The organism is Ruegeria profundi (assembly GCF_020171505.1).
Taxonomy (GTDB): domain Bacteria; phylum Pseudomonadota; class Alphaproteobacteria; order Rhodobacterales; family Rhodobacteraceae; genus Ruegeria; species Ruegeria profundi.
Genome location: NZ_JAIUZS010000004.1, coordinates 214,615 through 232,337, shown reverse-complemented (window position 1 = coordinate 232,337; position 17,723 = coordinate 214,615). Strand labels below are relative to the sequence as shown.

Genomic DNA, 17,723 nt, shown 5'->3' with positions numbered 1-17,723 from the left:
TTTTAGGAGCGAACAGGAATGTCCCACACCCCGCATGAACTGGCCGAAGAATTTCCGGACAAAGTCGAATTGATGAGCCAGCTCAAGCAATCCGACGCGCATTTCGCAAGGCTTGCGGACGAATATCACGAGATCAACCGCACCGTGCATCGCGCCGAAGCAAACATAGAGCCAATGGAAGATTTGGCCGAAGGTGAGTTGCGCAAGAAACGTGCTGCGCTGAAGGATGAGATCTGGGCGATTTTGTCAAAAGCGTAAGACTTGGGCGGGGCCGCGCCCCCGCCGCTGCAATCCGCAACTCTGCGTCGGTCCTGTCACATATGCCAAAGTTCAGGTGACTTCATAAGGCAACGTGCCGCGCGTATGGGCGTCAATCGAAAGACGGCGCTCCAGTGGTGGAACCGAGCGTTGATGGCAGTTCTTTCGCTCGCAGATTCGGCACGAGATGCCGATCGGCTCATAGGCGCTGGCGTTGTTTATATCGAGGTTATCGGCGTAGACCAGCGCTTCGGCGTGACGCACCTCGCAGCCAAGCGCGATGGCATAGCGGCGCACAGGTGCGCCAAATGAGCCGCCGGACTTCGATACATCTCTGGCCAGTGAGATATAGCGCACGCCGTCGGGCGTTTCTGCCAGTTGTCGAAGGAAATGGCCGGGGGTTTCAAAGGCGCGGTGAACGTTCCACAGCGGGCAGGCACCCCCGAACCGCGCAAATTGTAGTCTGGTGGCCGAGTGACGCTTGGTGATCGTGCCCGCCTGATCGACCCGCACGAAAAAGAACGGAATGCCTTTGGCGCCCGGACGTTGCAGCGTAGACAGTCGATGTGCAACCTGTTCGATGGATGCGCCAAAGCGATTGCTGAGCAGTTCCAGATCGTGACGGTATTCTTGCGCGGCTGACAGAAACGCACCATAGGGCATCAGTGAAGCCCCGGCGAAATAATTGGCCAGACCGATCTTGGCGATAGCGCGGGCTTCGTCGCTTTGAAACTTGGCAAAATCCAACGTTGCTTCCAGCAATTTATCCTGACTGATCAAAGCCATCTGCAACAACAGTTGGAACACCTGCGTCTGCGGCGCGGTGCGAGAGGAAAGCTGAAGGGTTTTGCTGTCGGCGTCGTATTTTCGGGTTTCGTCAATATCCACAAATTGCACCCGGATGCCGCGTTCACCAAGACTGTCGATTGCTGTGGAGCGAATGCCCCCAGCGTCGTTTGCACGTGTGGCAAAGCGCTCGGCCGCGCGGTCGACCGCATCGATGTAGTTGTCGCAGTAATGGAAGAAGTCGCGCACCTCTTCCCAGGGGCTGGCCTGAATTCGCGCGTCTTCCCGCCCCAGGGCTTCATCCAAAGAGGCCAGCCGCTCATGCGTTTGCCTGTAGGTGCGGTGCAGCGCGATGAATGCGCGCGCAAGGGCCGGCGCATTCGACGCAGTCAGTCGCAGATCGGCCAGCGGGGGCATTGCATCATCGAATACCGGATCAGCCAGCGCCTCACGCATGTCCGAGACCAAACGCTCGCTGTCGCCTGTGCTCAGCTCGGTCACATCCATGCCGAATTCCTGCGCCAGCGCCAGAACAACCGTCGTTGAGATCGGCCGGTTGTTGTTCTCCATCTGGTTCAGATAAGGCAGCGAAACGCCCAGTTTGGCAGCGAAGTCCTTTTGCGTCAGGGTCAGACGCGTCCGCATCTCGCGCAGTTTTGCACCAGCGTAAAGTTTTTGGGTGGCCATGGCGTGCCTTTGCAACTTTTCCCTGAGTGCAAGCTAACTTTGCAAACTGTCTGGTGCAAGCTGTGTTACAGGCCCAGCTTCTTCTCGCGCCAGATAACCAAACTGATGGCGCAGACGGCAAGCGCCGAAGTAGCCAGCATCAGCCACAGCAATGGCATCGCCCCGGTGTCTTTGGTCAACAGGGCCGCAGCCAGACCGCTTAGCCCGGCACCGCCGCCCAGCATGATCGCTCCGCTTAGACCCGAAGCTGTCGCGGCAAGATGCGGGCGTACAGACAGGGCGCCGGAGGTGGCATTGGGAATTGTCATTCCATTCCCGACACCGACAAAGGTCATGAACCCGAAAAAGCTGAGCGCCGTTCCAAGGCCCAAAAGAAACAGAGCGGCGGACAACGCTATGCCGATTGTGGTCAGCCAGCACCCACAATAAACCATCCGGTTCACACCAAACCGAACCGAGTACCGACCGCTGAGAAAGTTGCCTACAAAATACCCGACCGCAGGAGCGCCAAAAAGGACGCCAATCTGTGCGGCGCTCAGGCCGAACACCTCAGTCCCGATGAACGGCGCTCCACCCAGATAGGCGAAGAACGCACCTGATGACAGCGCGCAGGACATCGAATAGCCCCAAAAGCGTGGGGAGCGCAGCAATTCAGGATATTCGCGGAATTGCTGTATCAGCGTTTTACCGCTTTTGATCGACGTCTCGCCAAAATCGAAATAGGTCAGCGCCAGCGTCATTACACCAAGCGCGAAGGGCAGCCAGAAATTAGCCTTCCACCCAAAACTCTCTTCTAAGAAGCCGCCAATGGCCGGGCCGATCATGGGGACGACGGCCATGCCCATCGTCACATACCCGATCATTGAAGCCGCCTTGTCCTGTTCAAACAGGTCCCGCACTGCCGCCCGGCTGAGTACCATGCCCACGACCACGATGGCCTGACACATCCGGAAGGCCAAAAAAAACTGTGCGTTCGGGGCGTAGATGCACCCCAGCGTCGCGGCCAGGAACAGCACCAAGCCCCACAGCAGAACAGGTCGTCGTCCGGCTTTGTCCGCAATCGGCCCGATCAGGATTTGAAGCACTGCATTAACCAGCAAATACAGCGCAATCGACAATTGCATGACCTTGTAGTCGGTCTGAAAATGCAGCGCCATGTTCGGCAGGCTGGGCAGGAACAAATTCAGGCTGAGCGCCGACAGCCCCGACAGCAATACGAGAGTGTAAATTGTGGGGGGCGAGCGGTGCGCCTGACTTGAACTGAACTGCATGGTTCACGTGTACATTAAGCTCAACAAGGAATGCCATGCAAGAACGCGACTGAAAGGGATAGATTAGCTAATTTACAGTTTTCCATCTGTAAGTTTTCAAACATTTGCAAATTTGCCGAAAGACGCTTTGGCTTAGGCGCGTCTGGGTATAGTGTCGCGCAAAATTCACAGGGGATTAGCGCCATGAAAGACATCCTGACAGAGCTTGAAGACCGTCGCAACGAAGCCCGGCTGGGCGGTGGGCAAAAGCGCATCGACGCACAGCACGGCCGCGGCAAGCTGACCGCGCGCGAACGTATCGACCTGCTGTTGGATGAAGGCAGTTTCGAAGAGTTCGATATGTTCGTCAGCCACCGCTGCACAGATTTTGGGATGGAAAATCAAAAACCAGCGGGCGATGGCGTGGTGACCGGCTGGGGTACGATCAATGGCCGGATGGTGTATGTGTTCAGTCAGGATTTCACAGTGTTCGGCGGATCGCTGTCGGAAACCCACGCGCAGAAAATCTGCAAGATCATGGATATGGCGATCCAGAATGGCGCGCCGGTTATCGGGATCAACGACTCGGGGGGGGCGCGAATCCAAGAAGGCGTGGCGTCGCTGGCGGGTTATGCCGAGGTGTTCCAGCGGAACATCATGGCGTCGGGCGTGGTGCCGCAGATCAGCGTCATCATGGGGCCCTGCGCTGGTGGCGCGGTTTACAGCCCGGCAATGACCGATTTTATCTTTATGGTCAAAGACACGTCGTACATGTTCGTGACCGGCCCTGACGTCGTAAAAACCGTTACCAACGAAGTTGTCACCGCCGAAGAACTGGGCGGCGCATCGACCCACACCAAGAAATCCTCGGTCGCCGATGGCGCGTTCGAAAATGATGTCGAAGCACTGGCCGAAGTACGCCGTCTTGTCGATTTCCTACCGCTGAACAACCGTGAAAAGCCCCCGGTGCGTCCCTTCTTTGACAGCCCGGAACGGGTCGAAACCTCGCTGGATACTCTGATCCCGGACAATCCGAACACTCCCTATGACATGAAAGAGCTGATCACCAAGGTGGCGGATGAGGGTGATTTCTACGAAATTCAGGAAGACTACGCCAAGAACATCATCACCGGTTTTATCCGGCTGGAGGGACAGACCGTTGGGGTCGTGGCGAACCAGCCGATGGTGTTGGCCGGCTGCCTGGACATCGACAGCAGCCGCAAGGCCGCGCGCTTCGTGCGGTTCTGCGACTGTTTCGAAATTCCGATCCTGACTTTCGTGGATGTGCCGGGCTTTTTGCCGGGGACATCGCAAGAATACGGCGGTGTCATCAAGCATGGTGCCAAGCTGCTGTTTGCCTATGGCGAGGCGACGGTTCCGAAGGTCACTGTTATCACCCGCAAGGCTTATGGTGGCGCATATGACGTTATGGCTTCAAAGCATCTGCGTGGTGATTTCAACTATGCCTGGCCCACAGCCGAGATCGCTGTGATGGGCGCCAAGGGCGCGACCGAGATCATCCACCGTGCCGATCTGGGCAACGATGAGAAAATCGCGCAGCACGCGCAAGACTACGAAAACCGCTTCGCCAACCCATTCGTTGCGGCTGAGCGTGGTTTTATTGACGAGGTGATTATGCCCCAATCCACCCGCCGCCGTGTTTCCCGCGCATTTGCGAGCCTTCGCAACAAGAAACTGAAAAACCCGTGGAAAAAGCACGACAATATTCCGCTGTAGAGGAAACCGCGACGGGTGCGTCGGTAGCAGAACGCTGTGCGTGCAAACCGTGGCAGACGGGACAACCAGAGCGTTTGACATAGAGAATAAAGCTGATAAATGAATAGCCCTATCAGACATAGAAAAGCGCGGGCCTTAAGCCAAGCGCGCGCGACCCCGGAGAGAGGAGCCTGCACCTTGCAGGTCTGGGGTCGCGCTCTTGCTCTGATATGTCTTTCATGCGTCAACCCTGCCTCCGCCAAATCCGAAAACCTGCTGCCGGTTCCGTCTGGACAGCCCGTACATCTGACCGATGTGCTGCTGGACAACAGTCCGGGTGAGCTGTGGGTCAGGTTTCGATTTATCGCGCCCAAGATCGGTTCGACGGTGGGGCGGATCGGATATGATGTGGCCTCGGTCGATATGGCGCATTTGTGTCAGACGCTCGCGGTCGCCTATGTCGCCAAATACGATCTCGAACCGGCGCGGGTTGTTATTTCTCTGTCTGACCGACCTATCGAATTCGGGCGGTCGGCGCCCGATGCAACTCAGTTCTTCGAAGCCTATCGGCTGGAGCAATCCCAATGTATCTGGGAGGGCTTCTGACCATGAAACGTTTTCGAAAAAACCGGACGTTTCTGAAACCAAATGCGGCTTTGGAGGTGCGCATAATGATTCTGTCTGCGTGGGGGAACGGGCATGTTTCCCCTTATATGATCGATAAAAAGGTGGCGATATGCTGAAACACCGTGGATTCCCCGGACGGCTTCCCGGAACCGATTTTCAGTTCACTATTCGCCGTGCCAACCCAAAAGGTATCACGCCGATCTCTCGGCGCGAACGGTTCCGGGATCGCAAGCCCGCAGACCGTCGTGCCGATGCGGCCTTCATGGAGGCGCTGTGGCAGCATTTTGGCGACCAACCTTTCGAACGCGGCAACTTGGACGCGGGTCGGCTGAGTTGGCTATTCGAGCGCGAAGTCATTGCTGCCGAAGATCCGTTTGATCCGGCCAGCTACGAGGCCTTGCTGGTGATAGATGTGGACGCGGCGCGCATATCGTTTCCGGATATTTTCAACGAGGTGCGTTAAGCCGTGCAGGCCGCTGTAGTGCATACCCACCCGAACGTGTCTTCGGAAAAAACCCTGCCCGGTGTCGGGCAGGGCAGGGCTGTGTGCTTAGAAGTTCAGCTGCGCGGCAAGCTGAATACGGTCGCCGTCGAAATCCCGGCCCGTAGGCGCGTCATTCCGCTCGCCGTAGAAGTATTCGGCGCTCAGGGTCAGGTTATCCGTGGCTTTGTAGAACGCGTTGACGTGGATCGTTTCGAGTTCGGTGAAAGCCAGCGTACCGGTCGAGCTCGCAAGGTCATAGTCTTCGCTACCATAGGCGATACCGATGTTCAGTTTTTCCCCTATGTCCTGGCGGAGCTCAAGCGAGTAGCCGTCCGCGTCGTTGGCCCGGCCACCAACGATCGCATCACCGCCACCGATCAGGTACGGGCCAATCGCCTCGCCGTCGGTGTAGTTGGCCGTGAAAAGCCCACCTTTCCAGAGTTTGGCCGTGGCGCCGACAGTGAAGCCGGTTTGGTCAACCTCGGTATTGCCATCGGCGGACTTCGCCTTGCTGTAAAGCGCAGCCGCACGGGCGCTGTACTTATCGTTTTTGAACTCGACAGCGGCCGTCAGAACAGGGTCATCCGACCTCGAGGAGCCGACGTTTTCTTCGACAGACGCGGTGAACGTGGTGTGCGCGCCGAGTTTGCCGGTGTAGCGCACCTGCGGTGTCCGGGCAAAGAGAACGCCAACAGGTCCGTTGAATTCAACCGTGCGGGGATAAGAGTCCAGCGCCATGAAGTTCGTCCAGGTCTGACCGATCAGCCAGTGGTCACCGATCGTGATATTGGCATGGCGTATCCGGAATTCGGCGGTGCCGCTCGAGCCAAACAGGTCAACTTCCAACTGTCCACCGATGTCACCGATTTCGCTGGGCGTGAGAGTGCGCAATCCAATCCGCGATTGGCGAACAGTGGCGCCAAATTTTCCGTTGGTGGCGCGAGAGGGTTCACCGATAACGTTCACAAAGGCTGTGTCGCCTTGGTCGAAGTCGAAGTCATAGAAGAAGTCGGCTTTGACGTAGCCGTAGACATCCAGGGATGTGCTACCGACACGAAGGTCCCCGGTTCCGGAACCGGCGCTATTGGCTTCGAGAGCTTCAACCCGGGCGCGCAGAGCTTCCAGCTCGGCTTGGGTTTGTGCGTCTTCGGCAAAGGCAAGCGTGCTCGTTGCACTCAGTACTGTTGCAGTGAGCAGGATTGCCTTCGTATTTCGTCTTTTCATTTGGGTGTTTCCTTGTGTGCAATTATGCACGCGCACATTTTCACGCAGCGGTTATTCAAGGAAATCACGAGACTGAGACGAAAAACTATTTATAATTCAAGGAAATGTGCGAATTTCTTGATTAAAAATCACGCTGCTGTGATGGCCGCTGCTAAAACCCTGTTACCACCGAAAATTCCTGCCGAATTGCTGAAGACTGATAGCGTTAACGTAATTTTGCAGCGTGCTTTGATTGTCGCCGCGTGTAACAGAATTGTGACGGTGACGCGCCTTGGGGCATGTGCGTCGAGGTCTATTTCTCTCGGCACTAATTTGCGCGGCGTTTTGTTGCATGGGCAGATTCCAGCCGGAATCCCAACAGGTAACACTTCAGTCTTTGCCGCCTGTTACGCCGCGTGCATTCTACCTGTGCCGTGCGGCTCTACTTTGCCTGCGCCGCACAAGCACCTACTATTCCGTACCCCTTCCTTGCGCGGGCAGGCTTGTGAAACCCACAACGTCTTGCCCGCGTTTTTCTTTGCGCGCGACCTACGGCATAAACCTGCGCAAAACCCGAAAAAACCGCGCTTGATATTGAATATCAACCCCCGGTTGCTGCATCTGCGCTTCAGTGAATCAATAACTGAAAAGAGGCAGAGCGTATGCGATTCTCAAAATTCTTCCTGGCCGTTGCGACCTGTACGGGCCTCGCGGCCTGTGGTGACTCGACCGGCGAACAGGCGCTGTTGGGCGGGGGCGCAGGCGCGCTGGGCGCGGCGGTCCTCAGCGCCGATCCGTTCGTCGGCGCCGCGGTGGGTGCCGCCGGCAACGTGCTATTCTGCAAAACACAACGGAACTGTTACTAATACAGACTTCGGGGCGCCTGTCGCTCTGACCGTAATCGCGCAAGACGCCGTCATGGGGCTAAAACCCTGTGGCGGCGTTTCGCGTTTCCAAAACACCAAGACAAAGGACGTTCCATGTTCAACAAGATCCTGATCGCCAACCGGGGTGAGATCGCCTGCCGCGTTATAAAAACCGCGCGCAAGATGGGTATCGGCACGGTCGCCATTTACTCAGATGCAGACAAGAACGCGCTGCATGTTTCGATGGCGGATGAGGCGGTGCACATCGGGCCGCCGCCTGCGAACCAGTCCTACATTGTCATCGACAAGGTGATGGACGCCATTCGGCAAAGCGGTGCCCAAGCGGTACACCCCGGCTATGGCTTCCTGTCAGAAAATGCAAAATTCGCCGAGGCGCTTGAGGCGGAAGGGGTTGCGTTTGTTGGACCTCCGAAAGGTGCGATTGAGGCGATGGGCGACAAGATCACCTCGAAGAAGATCGCTCAGGATGCAGGTGTATCGACAGTCCCGGGCTATATGGGGCTGATCCAAGACGCGGATGAGGCGGTTAAGATATCAAACGAAATCGGCTATCCGGTCATGATCAAGGCCAGCGCCGGGGGCGGCGGCAAGGGTATGCGGATCGCCTGGAATGATGAAGAAGCGCGCGAAGGCTTCCAGTCATCCAAGAACGAAGCTGCGAACTCGTTCGGGGACGACCGGATTTTCATCGAGAAATTCGTGACTCAACCTCGCCATATCGAGATTCAGGTTTTGTGCGACACCCACGGCAACGGGATCTATCTGGGCGAGCGTGAATGCTCGATCCAGCGTCGCAACCAGAAGGTAGTTGAAGAGGCGCCGTCGCCCTTCCTTGATCCAGAAACGCGCAAGGCGATGGGGGAACAGGCGGTCGCGCTGGCCAAGGCCGTGAACTACGCCAGTGCGGGCACAGTTGAGTTCATCGTCGATGGGGAAAAGAACTTCTACTTCCTGGAAATGAACACGCGCCTTCAGGTCGAACACCCCGTCACCGAACTGATCACCGGTGTCGATCTGGTTGAACAGATGATCCGCGTGGCGGCAGGTGAAAAGCTGACGATCACGCAAGATGATGTAACCCTGACTGGCTGGGCGATTGAAAACCGCCTGTATGCCGAGGACCCGTACCGCAACTTCCTACCCTCGATTGGTCGTCTGACCCGGTATCGCCCCCCGCAGGAAACCGCCGCTGGTCCGATGCTGGTAAACGGCAAATGGCAGGGGGATGCGCCCACGGGTGAGGCCGCGGTCCGCAACGACACGGGCGTCTACGAAGGTGGCGAGATCAGCATGTATTATGACCCGATGATCGCCAAGCTTTGTACTTGGGCTCCGACGCGTGAGGCTGCGATTGAGGCGATGCGCGTGGCGCTGGATAGCTTTGAGGTGGAAGGCATTGGTCATAACCTGCCGTTTCTGTCTGCTGTGATGGACCACCCGAAATTCATCAGCGGCGATATGACCACCGCCTTCATTGCTGAGGAATACCCGGACGGGTTTGCTGGCGTAGAACTGTCCGAAGCTGATCTGCGCAGGATCGCGGCCTCTTGCGCGGCGATGCATCGGGTGGCCGAGATTCGCCGCACACGTGTCTCGGGCCGTATGGACAATCACGAGCGCAAGGTGGGCAAGCGGTGGAACGTCGCGTTGCAGGGGTTGGAATTTGATGTGAAGGTCAAAGCCGACAAACAGGGTGCGACGGTCAAATTCGATGATGGTGAGACTCTGCGTGTCTCATCGGACTGGACCCCCGGCGATCAATTGGCTTTAGTTGACGTGGATGGCAATCCTCTGGTGATGAAGGTCGGCAAAATCTCGGGCGGGTTCCGTGTGCGAAACCGCGGCGCGGACCTGAAGGTGCATGTGCGCCGTCCGCGTCAGGCGGAACTGGCCAGACTGATGCCCGAGAAACTTCCGCCTGATACATCCAAGATGCTTCTCTGTCCGATGCCCGGCCTGATCGTAAAGATCGATGTCGAAGTGGGGCAAGAGGTGCAGGAAGGTCAGGCGCTGTGCACGGTCGAGGCGATGAAGATGGAGAACATCCTGCGGGCCGAAAAGAAGGGTGTCGTTGCCAAGATCAACGCTGGCCCGGGCGACAGCCTTGCCGTGGACGATGTGATTATCGAATTCGAATGACCATGACCTTGTGTTCGCCATATCTCCGGATGGTCCCGGCGCCTTGCGCCGGGTGGGGTGAGGCTGTTCACCCGCCCTCGCGTCGCTCGCGGATCTCGCGTTCGCGCAGGGGCGTCTTGTCGATTGAACGGCCAATCTCGCGCACGCTCCATGGTGCGGGTTTGCGCAGTTTGACCACACCGTCCTTGTCGACGAACACCATCTGGAACCCGCGCGGTCGCAATTCCGATCGGATCGGAGAGAGCGCGGCCGGGTCTGTATCTGTCAGCACGACCACATCGCGGTCCCGCATGGCTGCTTCGCCTTCGACCAGCATGTCGATCTGTTGCTGGAACCGCGGGTCGGCGGGCGTGTCGGCGAAGACGATGATGGGTCGACTGACCCACAGAAACTCGCTGAGTTCGCTGTCGCCAACGGGCCGGACGAAGTCATCCTCTGCCGGTGCAGACCCGTCGGCAGCCACTGCGGCCAGCGGGAATAGTACCAAGAAAACAAGGGCAAGCGTTCGTGTCATAAGTCCTCCTGTTGGGTTGAATATAGCCCCTGTGTTTGTGAATGCGACCGACGAAATGCACGCGGCGTTCAAAAACTTGCGTTTGACCGGGCCTGAACCGGCCCTGTCGGATATCACATCGCGCGGATGACCTTCCGACGCGACCCGAATAAAGAAAAGGAAATCGCCATGACCGATACCAAAGACTGGCAAGCCCTAGCCGAGAAAGAGCTGCGCGGGCGTCCGCTGGAAGATCTGACCAAGGAAACCTTGGAAGGCATCGATGTCAAACCGCTCTATACGCAAGAAGATACCGCCAATTTGCCGCATATGGGGTCTTTGCCGGGGTTTGGTCCGTTTACACGCGGGGTAAAGGCCACGATGTATGCCGGGCGCCCTTGGACAATCCGGCAGTATGCAGGCTTCTCGACCGCCGAGGAATCCAACGCGTTCTATCGCCGAAATCTGGCGGCGGGCCAACAGGGCGTTTCCGTCGCTTTCGACCTGGCGACGCACCGAGGATACGACAGCGATCATCCGCGCGTGGTTGGTGACGTCGGCAAGGCCGGTGTGGCCATCGACAGTGTCGAGGATATGAAAATCCTGTTTGACGGCATTCCGCTGGACAAGGTCTCGGTCTCGATGACGATGAACGGCGCGGTGATCCCGATTCTTGCAAACTTCATCGTTGCAGGAGAGGAGCAGGGCCACGACAAATCCGTCCTGTCCGGAACCATTCAGAACGACATTCTGAAAGAGTTCATGGTGCGCAACACCTACATCTACCCGCCCGAGCCGTCGATGCGGATCATCTCGGATATCATCGAATACACGTCGAACGAGATGCCGAAATTCAACTCAATCTCAATTTCCGGCTATCACATGCAAGAGGCTGGGGCGAACCTCGTACAGGAACTGGCTTACACGCTGGCGGATGGACGTGAATATGTTCGCGCCGCGACACAGGCCGGGATGGACGTTGACAAGTTCGCGGGCCGTCTGTCCTTCTTCTTTGCCATTGGCATGAATTTCTTCATGGAGATCGCAAAACTGCGTGCCGCCCGCACGCTGTGGCACCGGGTGATGACAGATTTTGGTGCGAAGTCTGAACGGTCAAAGATGCTGCGCACGCACTGCCAGACGTCTGGTGTGTCGTTGCAGGAACAAGACCCCTATAACAACGTGATCCGCACGGCCTACGAGGCGATGAGCGCGGTTCTCGGCGGCACCCAGTCGCTGCACACCAATGCGCTGGATGAGGCGATCGCGCTGCCGACTGACTTCTCCGCCCGCATCGCGCGGAACACGCAGTTGGTGCTTCAGGAAGAAACCGGTGTGACCGATGTGGTCGATCCGTTGGCGGGGTCTTACTATATCGAGAGCCTGACCAATGAGCTGGTCGAAAAAGCCTGGGCTCTGATGGAAGAGGTCGAAGAGATGGGCGGCATGACCAAGGCGGTGGCCAGTGGCATGCCCAAGCTGCGGATCGAAGAAAGCGCTGCCCGCCGTCAGGCCATGATCGACAGGGGCGAAGAAGTCATCGTAGGCGTCAACAAGTACCGCAAGGAACAGGAAGACCCGATCGATATTCTGGATGTCGACAATGTCGCCGTGCGTGAAGCCCAGGTCGCGCGACTGGAACGCATCCGTGCCACCCGCGACGACGCCGCGTGCCAACAGGCGTTGGACAATCTGACCACTACCGCCCGCGAGGGTGGAAATTTGCTGGCCGCCGCCGTTGAGGCCGCCCGCGCCCGTGCATCCGTAGGAGAGATCAGCATGGCAATGGAGAAAGAATTCGGCCGTCATCGCGCCGAAGTAAAAACACTGGCTGGCGTTTACGGCGCTGCCTATGAGGGCGATGAAGGCTTTGCCGCGATTCAGAAATCCATCGAAGACTTCGCCGAGGCCGAAGGTCGCCGCCCCCGTTTGCTGGTTGTCAAAATGGGGCAGGACGGTCACGACCGCGGTGCCAAAGTGATCGCCACAGCCTTTGCGGATATCGGGTTCGACGTGGACGTTGGCCCGCTGTTCCAGACCCCTGCCGAGGCTGCGCAGGATGCTTTGGACAATGACGTGCACGTTGTCGGCATCTCCTCTCAGGCCGCGGGCCACAAGACGCTGGCGCCGCAATTGGTTGAGGAACTGAAGAAAGCCGGTGCCGAGGATATCATTGTCATTTGCGGCGGTGTGATCCCGCAGCAGGACTACCAGTTCCTCTATGATCACGGCGTTAAGGCGATCTTTGGCCCAGGTACGAACATCCCCAATGCAGCACAAGATATTCTGCGGCTCATCAGAGAAGCCAAAGCTTAAGATCAGCCGGGTTTTTATCTGAAAAATCTTGTGATCCTCTGCAAGTGGTGGGTACATGCGACCAGACCATACGGGTCTGGTCGTTTTTGATGGAGGTCGCACGTGTTGCTGGATCATTTGGCCGTTGCGGGTGAGACACTGGAACAGGCAGCCGCCCATATCGAACACGTCTTGGGGGTGCCGCTTCAAGGTGGCGGCAAACATGAAACTTTTGGCACGCATAACCGGCTGCTGGGGTTGCGCGATGGGTTGTACCTAGAGGCGATTGCAATCGACCCCAATGCGCCCCAGCCACAGCGTACAAGGTGGTTCGACCTTGACCGGTTTTCTGGCTCAGCCCGGCTGACAAACTGGATTTGTCGGGTCTCGGACATTGATGCGGCATTGTCCATCTTGCCCGATGATGCAGGAAAGCCGGTCGAGCTGGCCCGAGGCGCGCTGAGGTGGCAAATGGCGGTGCCTGCCAATGGGCGACTGCCTTTCGATAACCTGTTTCCGGCACTGATCCGATGGCATGGTGACCTTCACCCGGCCAAGATGCTTGAAGACAGCGGCTGCCGCTTAAAGCGACTGGTGGTTTTCCACCCCGACGCTCTGGATTTGGCGCGCTTGATCGGAGATATGGAAACCGTGGTGTTCGACACCGGTCCAGCCGCGTTGCGTGCTGAATTTGAAACGCCTCATGGTCCGCGTGTTCTCGAATGAACATCCGTCAAGCCCAGATCGGGGATGCAGCTGCAATCGCGGAAATCACCAACACGATCATTCGCGAAACGCTGGTGACATTCACTACTGACGAGCGTGAGGTTGATGCCGTAGCCAAGGATATCCAAGCACGCGGTCCCGCCTTTCTGGTGGCTGAAGAAAACGCACAGGTTCTGGGGTTTGCGACCTATGGCGCATTTCGAAACGGGCCGGGATATGCGGAATGCCGCGAGCATAGCATTCAACTGGCTCCAGAGGCGCGTGGGCAGGGGACCGGGCGCGCCTTGTTGTCCGCGCTTGAGGATGCTGCGCGGAAACAGGGCATACACGTTCTGGTCGCAGGAATTTCTTCGGCCAATGCGGGCGCGGTCGCGTTTCACGCCGCGCTTCGCTACAGGCAAGTTGGCCACATGCCCGAGGTCGGCCTTAAGTGGGGAAAACGTTTGAATCTTTTGTTGATGCAGAAAATTCTCGCCTCAGGGTGATCGGTCGCACCTGACAGTGGTGAACAAGAGCGATAGGGTGCACCCATGTCGATCTGGACTCGTATATCCGACGCGCTGAGCGCGCTTTCCCAAGGTGAAAGCCTGACGGCTGTATTTGAAAAACTGCGCGCCCCGCCGGAACGCTCGGTCGCGTTTGCGATTGCCGTGATTGCGTTGGGTGCAAAAATGGCCAAGGCTGACGGGCAGGTGACACGGGATGAGGTTACTGCGTTCCGGGAAGTCTTCCAGATTGCGCGCAAGGACGAAGCCAACGCGGCCCGCGTCTTTGATATGGCCCGAACCGATGTCGCCGGATATCAGGATTACGCCCGAAAAATCGCCCGTATGTTCGAAGATGATGCGACCACGCTTTGCGATCTGATGGAGGGGCTTTTTCACATCGCCATGGCGGATGGGTTCTATCATCCGAACGAGAATGAGTTTCTGGAGCAAGTCAGCCGGATTTTCGGCCAGACTGAGGCTCAGTTCCTGGCTTTGCGCACACGATTTGTTCCTGACGCGCCGAGTGATCCGTACACAGTTCTGGGTGTGCCGCGCGACATGCCACTGCCAGATATCCGCAAGGTCTGGCGGCAGTTGGTGCGTGAAACCCATCCCGATGCGATGATGGCGCGCGGGGTGCCTGAAGAAGCCATTCGACTTGCCGAAAAGAAGATGATCGACATAAATCGCGCGTGGGACGAAATCAACGGCGCGCAGGCCTGACAGGGATGCGGTTCGCGACCTATAATATCGAATGGTTCGCCAATTTGTTTGACCGAAACGACAACCTGATCGTCAATGACAGCTGGTCGGGTCGTCTTAACATCACCAAGGCACAGCAAGTTGAGGCCATCGCCAAGGTTCTGACAGCGGTAGACGCAGATGCATTCGTGATCGTCGAAGCCCCAAACACCGGCAGAACACAGGATACCATCCGCGCCTTGCTGAACTTTGCCGAGGCATTTGACCTGCGCACCTCGCATGCGGCGATGGGTTTTGCAAACGAAACTCACCAGGAACTAGCCCTGCTGTACGACCCCGATGTGATGACCGTAAGGCATGATCCGATTGCAGGCGACGACACGGCCCCCAGGTTTGACGATGTGTTTCGAATTGACCTGGATATCGACGCGACCGAGGACAAAGTTTTATTCTCCAAACCTCCGATGGAGCTGGCGGTTAAAACACGATCCGGGGTGCACCTGCGCCTGATTGGTGCGCATCTGAAATCCAAAGCGCCGCACGGGGCCGAATCGCGGGATGAGGCAATTCGAATTTCGATCGCAAACCGCCGCAAACAACTTGCGCAGGCAGTATGGTTATCGCGCCGGATTTCACAACATATCGCGGTCGGTGAGCACGTTATCCTGCTGGGTGATCTGAATGACGGGCCGGGGTTGGATGAGTTCGAAAACCTTTTTGGTCGATCCTCGGTCGAAATTCTGTTGCAGACTGGCTTGTTCGATCCTCACGCCGGACAGGTGAATCCAATACCATCAACGGCCCGTTTTGACCTTGATAATGGGCAGCATCTTGAGGCTTTGCTGGACTACATCATGGTTAGCGAAAACCTGCGTGCGCGGCGACCGGTCTGGCGCATTTGGCACCCGTTCCAAGATAAAAAATGCCGCGCCATGACCGACTTGCACCACGCTTTACTGACCGCATCTGACCATTTTCCCGTCTCACTGGATATTGAGCTGTAGCCTTTCATCAACGGACAGCAGCCCCTATACTTGTGCCTATGAGACGTCTTATTCCGATCTGTGCGCTTTCGGTTGCGCTGGCGCTGCCCTCCCACGCCGAAGAGGACACCGGCAAGTCCCTGATGGAGCAGGGGGCCGAACTGTTTTTTGAAGGGTTGCGCAAGGAAATGGAGCCCGCGCTGGAAGATTTGCAGGGTCTCGTTGGCAAGTTCGGACCGGCCATGCAGTCTTTCTTTCAAGAGTTGGGGCCGGCGCTTGCCGAACTGGCGGATGAGATTGAGGATTGGAGCGTCTATGAGGCGCCCGAGATGCTACCAAATGGCGATATCATCATTCGCAAGAAACCCATTCCGGACGAACCCGAAGTGCCCGAGGAGAGCCAGGAAGAAACTGACGGGGCGACAGAGATCTAGCCCTTATCCTCTGACGATCACACGGGTTTCGGATTTCAGGGCCGAAGCCAATGAGTTCAGTCGCGACTCAGCCACTTCGGTGAACAATGGGGACCCCGCTTTGGGTAGTCTCAGTTCAAGCTGGCGCTTTTTGGGGAAATACCGCAGGGTGCCCATCGTCGCGTCGCTTTGCATCCATAGCATGGCACCGAAACGCATGGCTTTACCCAGAATCTCGGCCTGTTTCTGGTCCTGCTCGCCCAGCAGTTTGTACAATGGCGCAAAGCGGTTGCCCTCGCGTTTGTTGCGATACCGATGTTGCAGGGCCAGCCCGATAAATATCCGCTCAGAGTGTTTTAGCCCGCCCAGATTGGCGCGGGTGACATAATCGAAACAGACCTCGGCCCGATAGTCGGGATGCGCGCGCCAGCTTACATCATGCAGCAGACAAGCCGCCTTGATCAGACGCACTCGCGTTGCGGGCGCCGATTTGAAAAGGGGCATGACGAAATCGTAAAGGTGCTTGCCGAAACCGGGCAGGCGCGCGTCCTTGGCCTCGGAAAACCGGCTGGCCTCGATCAGTGGATCGCGATCACGCAGGTTTTGCGGCATTTGCTCGTACAGCAACCCCTCGCGTATGCCATAGCTTGAAATCGCGATATCCTTGGGTTTGAACGTGCGGATCAACCGCGCGAGCACATCCATTGCATAAGGTATCAAGGCCATACGAGACCCCGAGACACCAGCTAGGCTACGTAACTCGGCCGGATCTCCTTTTTCGATGAACTTAATGGTTTCGTGCACCTGTTTGGTGGTCATGCGGTATTCATGCAGAACGTTCAGGGGATAGCCCCGCCGCAGCATGTCCAGACGTGCAAATGCCCGCCAACTGCCGCCCACAAGGAACAGACGATCCCTTTGGGGGCCCAGTTGATCCCGCAGGTCTTCCAGAGCTTCTTTGATATGTGCCTTGCGCGCACGCCGTCCGCCCTTGATGTCACGCAGCTTAAGCGGGCCCAGGGCGGATGTCAGACAGTGACCGACCTCTCCTGCGCCGATCTCGGCCAATTCCATGGACGAGCCGCCAATATCACAAATTAGCCCATAGGCACCCGGCCAGCCAAGCAATACGCCTTGCGCCGACAGCCGCGCCTCTTCAGCACCATCAAGAATCTGAACGCTCAGCCCGATTTCCGATTTAACCTCTTCACAGAATTCGGCGCCGTCGCTGGCTTCGCGTACGGCTGCGGTTGCGACAACATGCAAACCGGGCAGTCCAAGATCATCCGCCAACCGCCGGAACCGACGCAGAGCTGCCATCGCACGGACGCGCCCGCGAGGGTTCAGATGCCCGGTTTCCGACAGCCCGGCCCCCAGTTCGCACATCACTTTTTCATTGAAGAAATAGGCCGGAGATCGTGCCGCTCCGTCGAAGATCACCATGCGGACCGAGTTTGACCCCACATCGACCACACCGACCCGCGACAGGGCGCGGACCTCAGGATTATCGAACAACGGTTTTCCGAAAGGTCCCCAGTCCGGGATGTCGGTTGCTGCGATCTGATCCATGTTTCTTCCAGGTATTT

17 protein-coding genes are annotated in these 17,723 nt (G+C 57.5%); 12 read left to right on the top strand and 5 right to left on the bottom strand.

Translation table 11 applies throughout. From position 1 onward, the window contains the following. The first annotated feature begins 18 nt into the window (after positions 1-18). Positions 19-258 (top strand): HP1242/YdcH family protein, encoded by a 240-nt coding sequence (locus tag LCM21_RS11460; RefSeq protein ID WP_224890727.1) that lies wholly within the window; start codon positions 19-21, stop codon positions 256-258. A gap of 72 nt (positions 259-330) precedes the next feature. Here LCM21_RS11460 and LCM21_RS11455 read toward each other — a convergent pair whose 3' ends face one another. Both LCM21_RS11455 and LCM21_RS11450 read right to left on the bottom strand, forming a co-directional pair. Next, entirely contained in the window at positions 331-1,731 is a 1,401-nt protein-coding gene (locus LCM21_RS11455; RefSeq protein WP_224890726.1) for a helix-turn-helix domain-containing protein, read from the bottom strand. Between the two features lie 65 nt (positions 1,732-1,796). After that, positions 1,797-3,002: a multidrug effflux MFS transporter gene (locus LCM21_RS11450; protein WP_224890725.1), complete on the bottom strand. Its 1,206-nt coding sequence runs from the start codon at positions 3,000-3,002 to the stop codon at positions 1,797-1,799. A gap of 183 nt (positions 3,003-3,185) precedes the next feature. On the opposite strand from LCM21_RS11450, the gene LCM21_RS11445 reads away from it, so the two are divergent. From LCM21_RS11445 to LCM21_RS11435, 3 genes are all read left to right on the top strand, one after another. Beyond that, positions 3,186-4,718, top strand: coding sequence for an acyl-CoA carboxylase subunit beta (locus tag LCM21_RS11445; RefSeq protein ID WP_224890724.1), 1,533 nt, complete (start codon positions 3,186-3,188; stop codon positions 4,716-4,718). Positions 4,719-4,895: 177 nt separating this feature from the next. Next, positions 4,896-5,303, top strand: coding sequence for a DUF6497 family protein (locus LCM21_RS11440; protein ID WP_224890723.1), 408 nt, complete (start codon positions 4,896-4,898; stop codon positions 5,301-5,303). A gap of 130 nt (positions 5,304-5,433) precedes the next feature. After that, entirely contained in the window at positions 5,434-5,787 is a 354-nt protein-coding gene (locus LCM21_RS11435) for a hypothetical protein (RefSeq protein WP_068335833.1), read from the top strand. Between the two features lie 87 nt (positions 5,788-5,874). On the opposite strand, the gene LCM21_RS11430 is transcribed toward LCM21_RS11435, so the two are convergent. Next, positions 5,875-7,032: a DcaP family trimeric outer membrane transporter gene (locus tag LCM21_RS11430; RefSeq protein ID WP_224890722.1), complete on the bottom strand. Its 1,158-nt coding sequence runs from the start codon at positions 7,030-7,032 to the stop codon at positions 5,875-5,877. Positions 7,033-7,673: 641 nt separating this feature from the next. Here LCM21_RS11430 and LCM21_RS11425 point away from each other — a divergent pair. Together LCM21_RS11425 and LCM21_RS11420 are read left to right on the top strand one after the other, a co-directional pair. Continuing rightward, the gene (locus LCM21_RS11425) at positions 7,674-7,877 is read left to right on the top strand and encodes a hypothetical protein (protein WP_224890721.1); all 204 of its coding nucleotides are present in this window, start codon (positions 7,674-7,676) and stop codon (positions 7,875-7,877) included. A 114-nt stretch (positions 7,878-7,991) separates the two neighbouring features. Continuing rightward, positions 7,992-10,037: an acetyl-CoA carboxylase biotin carboxylase subunit gene (locus tag LCM21_RS11420; RefSeq protein WP_224890720.1), complete on the top strand. Its 2,046-nt coding sequence runs from the start codon at positions 7,992-7,994 to the stop codon at positions 10,035-10,037. Between the two features lie 67 nt (positions 10,038-10,104). Here LCM21_RS11420 and LCM21_RS11415 read toward each other — a convergent pair whose 3' ends face one another. Then, entirely contained in the window at positions 10,105-10,551 is a 447-nt protein-coding gene (locus LCM21_RS11415; protein ID WP_224890719.1) for a DUF4174 domain-containing protein, read from the bottom strand. A gap of 168 nt (positions 10,552-10,719) precedes the next feature. Between LCM21_RS11415 and scpA the strand changes: the two genes are divergently transcribed. The 6 genes from scpA to LCM21_RS11385 all read left to right on the top strand — a co-directional run bounded on the left by scpA (position 10,720) and on the right by LCM21_RS11385 (position 16,158). Further along, entirely contained in the window at positions 10,720-12,846 is a 2,127-nt protein-coding gene (scpA, locus tag LCM21_RS11410) for a methylmalonyl-CoA mutase (RefSeq protein ID WP_224890718.1), read from the top strand. Between the two features lie 102 nt (positions 12,847-12,948). Beyond that, a complete protein-coding gene (locus LCM21_RS11405; protein WP_224890717.1) occupies positions 12,949-13,551 on the top strand; it encodes a VOC family protein in 603 nt (200 codons plus the stop codon). Then, positions 13,548-14,036, top strand: coding sequence for a GNAT family N-acetyltransferase (locus LCM21_RS11400; protein ID WP_224890716.1), 489 nt, complete (start codon positions 13,548-13,550; stop codon positions 14,034-14,036). Before LCM21_RS11405 ends, LCM21_RS11400 begins: the two co-directional genes overlap by 4 nt. Before the next feature lie 45 nt (positions 14,037-14,081). Continuing rightward, complete coding sequence (locus tag LCM21_RS11395) at positions 14,082-14,762, top strand: molecular chaperone DjiA (protein WP_068335816.1); 681 nt, start codon at positions 14,082-14,084, stop codon at positions 14,760-14,762. Between the two features lie 5 nt (positions 14,763-14,767). After that, positions 14,768-15,745 (top strand): endonuclease/exonuclease/phosphatase family protein, encoded by a 978-nt coding sequence (locus LCM21_RS11390; protein WP_224890715.1) that lies wholly within the window; start codon positions 14,768-14,770, stop codon positions 15,743-15,745. 38 nt (positions 15,746-15,783) lie between these two features. Continuing rightward, on the top strand, positions 15,784-16,158 hold the full coding sequence (locus tag LCM21_RS11385) for a hypothetical protein (protein ID WP_224890714.1): 375 nt from the start codon (positions 15,784-15,786) through the stop codon (positions 16,156-16,158). A 3-nt stretch (positions 16,159-16,161) separates the two neighbouring features. Here LCM21_RS11385 and LCM21_RS11380 read toward each other — a convergent pair whose 3' ends face one another. Next, complete coding sequence (locus LCM21_RS11380; protein WP_224890713.1) at positions 16,162-17,706, bottom strand: Ppx/GppA family phosphatase; 1,545 nt, start codon at positions 17,704-17,706, stop codon at positions 16,162-16,164. Positions 17,707-17,723 lie beyond the last annotated feature (17 nt).

Coding starts and splice junctions, on each gene's coding strand:
- LCM21_RS11460 (WP_224890727.1), top strand. CDS start 19: ATGTCCCACACCCCGCATGAACTGGCCGAAGAATTTCCGGACAAAGTC.
- LCM21_RS11455 (WP_224890726.1), bottom strand. CDS start 1,731: ATGGCCACCCAAAAACTTTACGCTGGTGCAAAACTGCGCGAGATGCGG.
- LCM21_RS11450 (WP_224890725.1), bottom strand. CDS start 3,002: ATGCAGTTCAGTTCAAGTCAGGCGCACCGCTCGCCCCCCACAATTTAC.
- LCM21_RS11445 (WP_224890724.1), top strand. CDS start 3,186: ATGAAAGACATCCTGACAGAGCTTGAAGACCGTCGCAACGAAGCCCGG.
- LCM21_RS11435 (WP_068335833.1), top strand. CDS start 5,434: ATGCTGAAACACCGTGGATTCCCCGGACGGCTTCCCGGAACCGATTTT.
- LCM21_RS11430 (WP_224890722.1), bottom strand. CDS start 7,032: ATGAAAAGACGAAATACGAAGGCAATCCTGCTCACTGCAACAGTACTG.
- LCM21_RS11425 (WP_224890721.1), top strand. CDS start 7,674: ATGCGATTCTCAAAATTCTTCCTGGCCGTTGCGACCTGTACGGGCCTC.
- LCM21_RS11420 (WP_224890720.1), top strand. CDS start 7,992: ATGTTCAACAAGATCCTGATCGCCAACCGGGGTGAGATCGCCTGCCGC.
- LCM21_RS11415 (WP_224890719.1), bottom strand. CDS start 10,551: ATGACACGAACGCTTGCCCTTGTTTTCTTGGTACTATTCCCGCTGGCC.
- scpA (WP_224890718.1), top strand. CDS start 10,720: ATGACCGATACCAAAGACTGGCAAGCCCTAGCCGAGAAAGAGCTGCGC.
- LCM21_RS11400 (WP_224890716.1), top strand. CDS start 13,548: ATGAACATCCGTCAAGCCCAGATCGGGGATGCAGCTGCAATCGCGGAA.
- LCM21_RS11395 (WP_068335816.1), top strand. CDS start 14,082: ATGTCGATCTGGACTCGTATATCCGACGCGCTGAGCGCGCTTTCCCAA.
- LCM21_RS11390 (WP_224890715.1), top strand. CDS start 14,768: ATGCGGTTCGCGACCTATAATATCGAATGGTTCGCCAATTTGTTTGAC.
- LCM21_RS11385 (WP_224890714.1), top strand. CDS start 15,784: ATGAGACGTCTTATTCCGATCTGTGCGCTTTCGGTTGCGCTGGCGCTG.
- LCM21_RS11380 (WP_224890713.1), bottom strand. CDS start 17,706: ATGGATCAGATCGCAGCAACCGACATCCCGGACTGGGGACCTTTCGGA.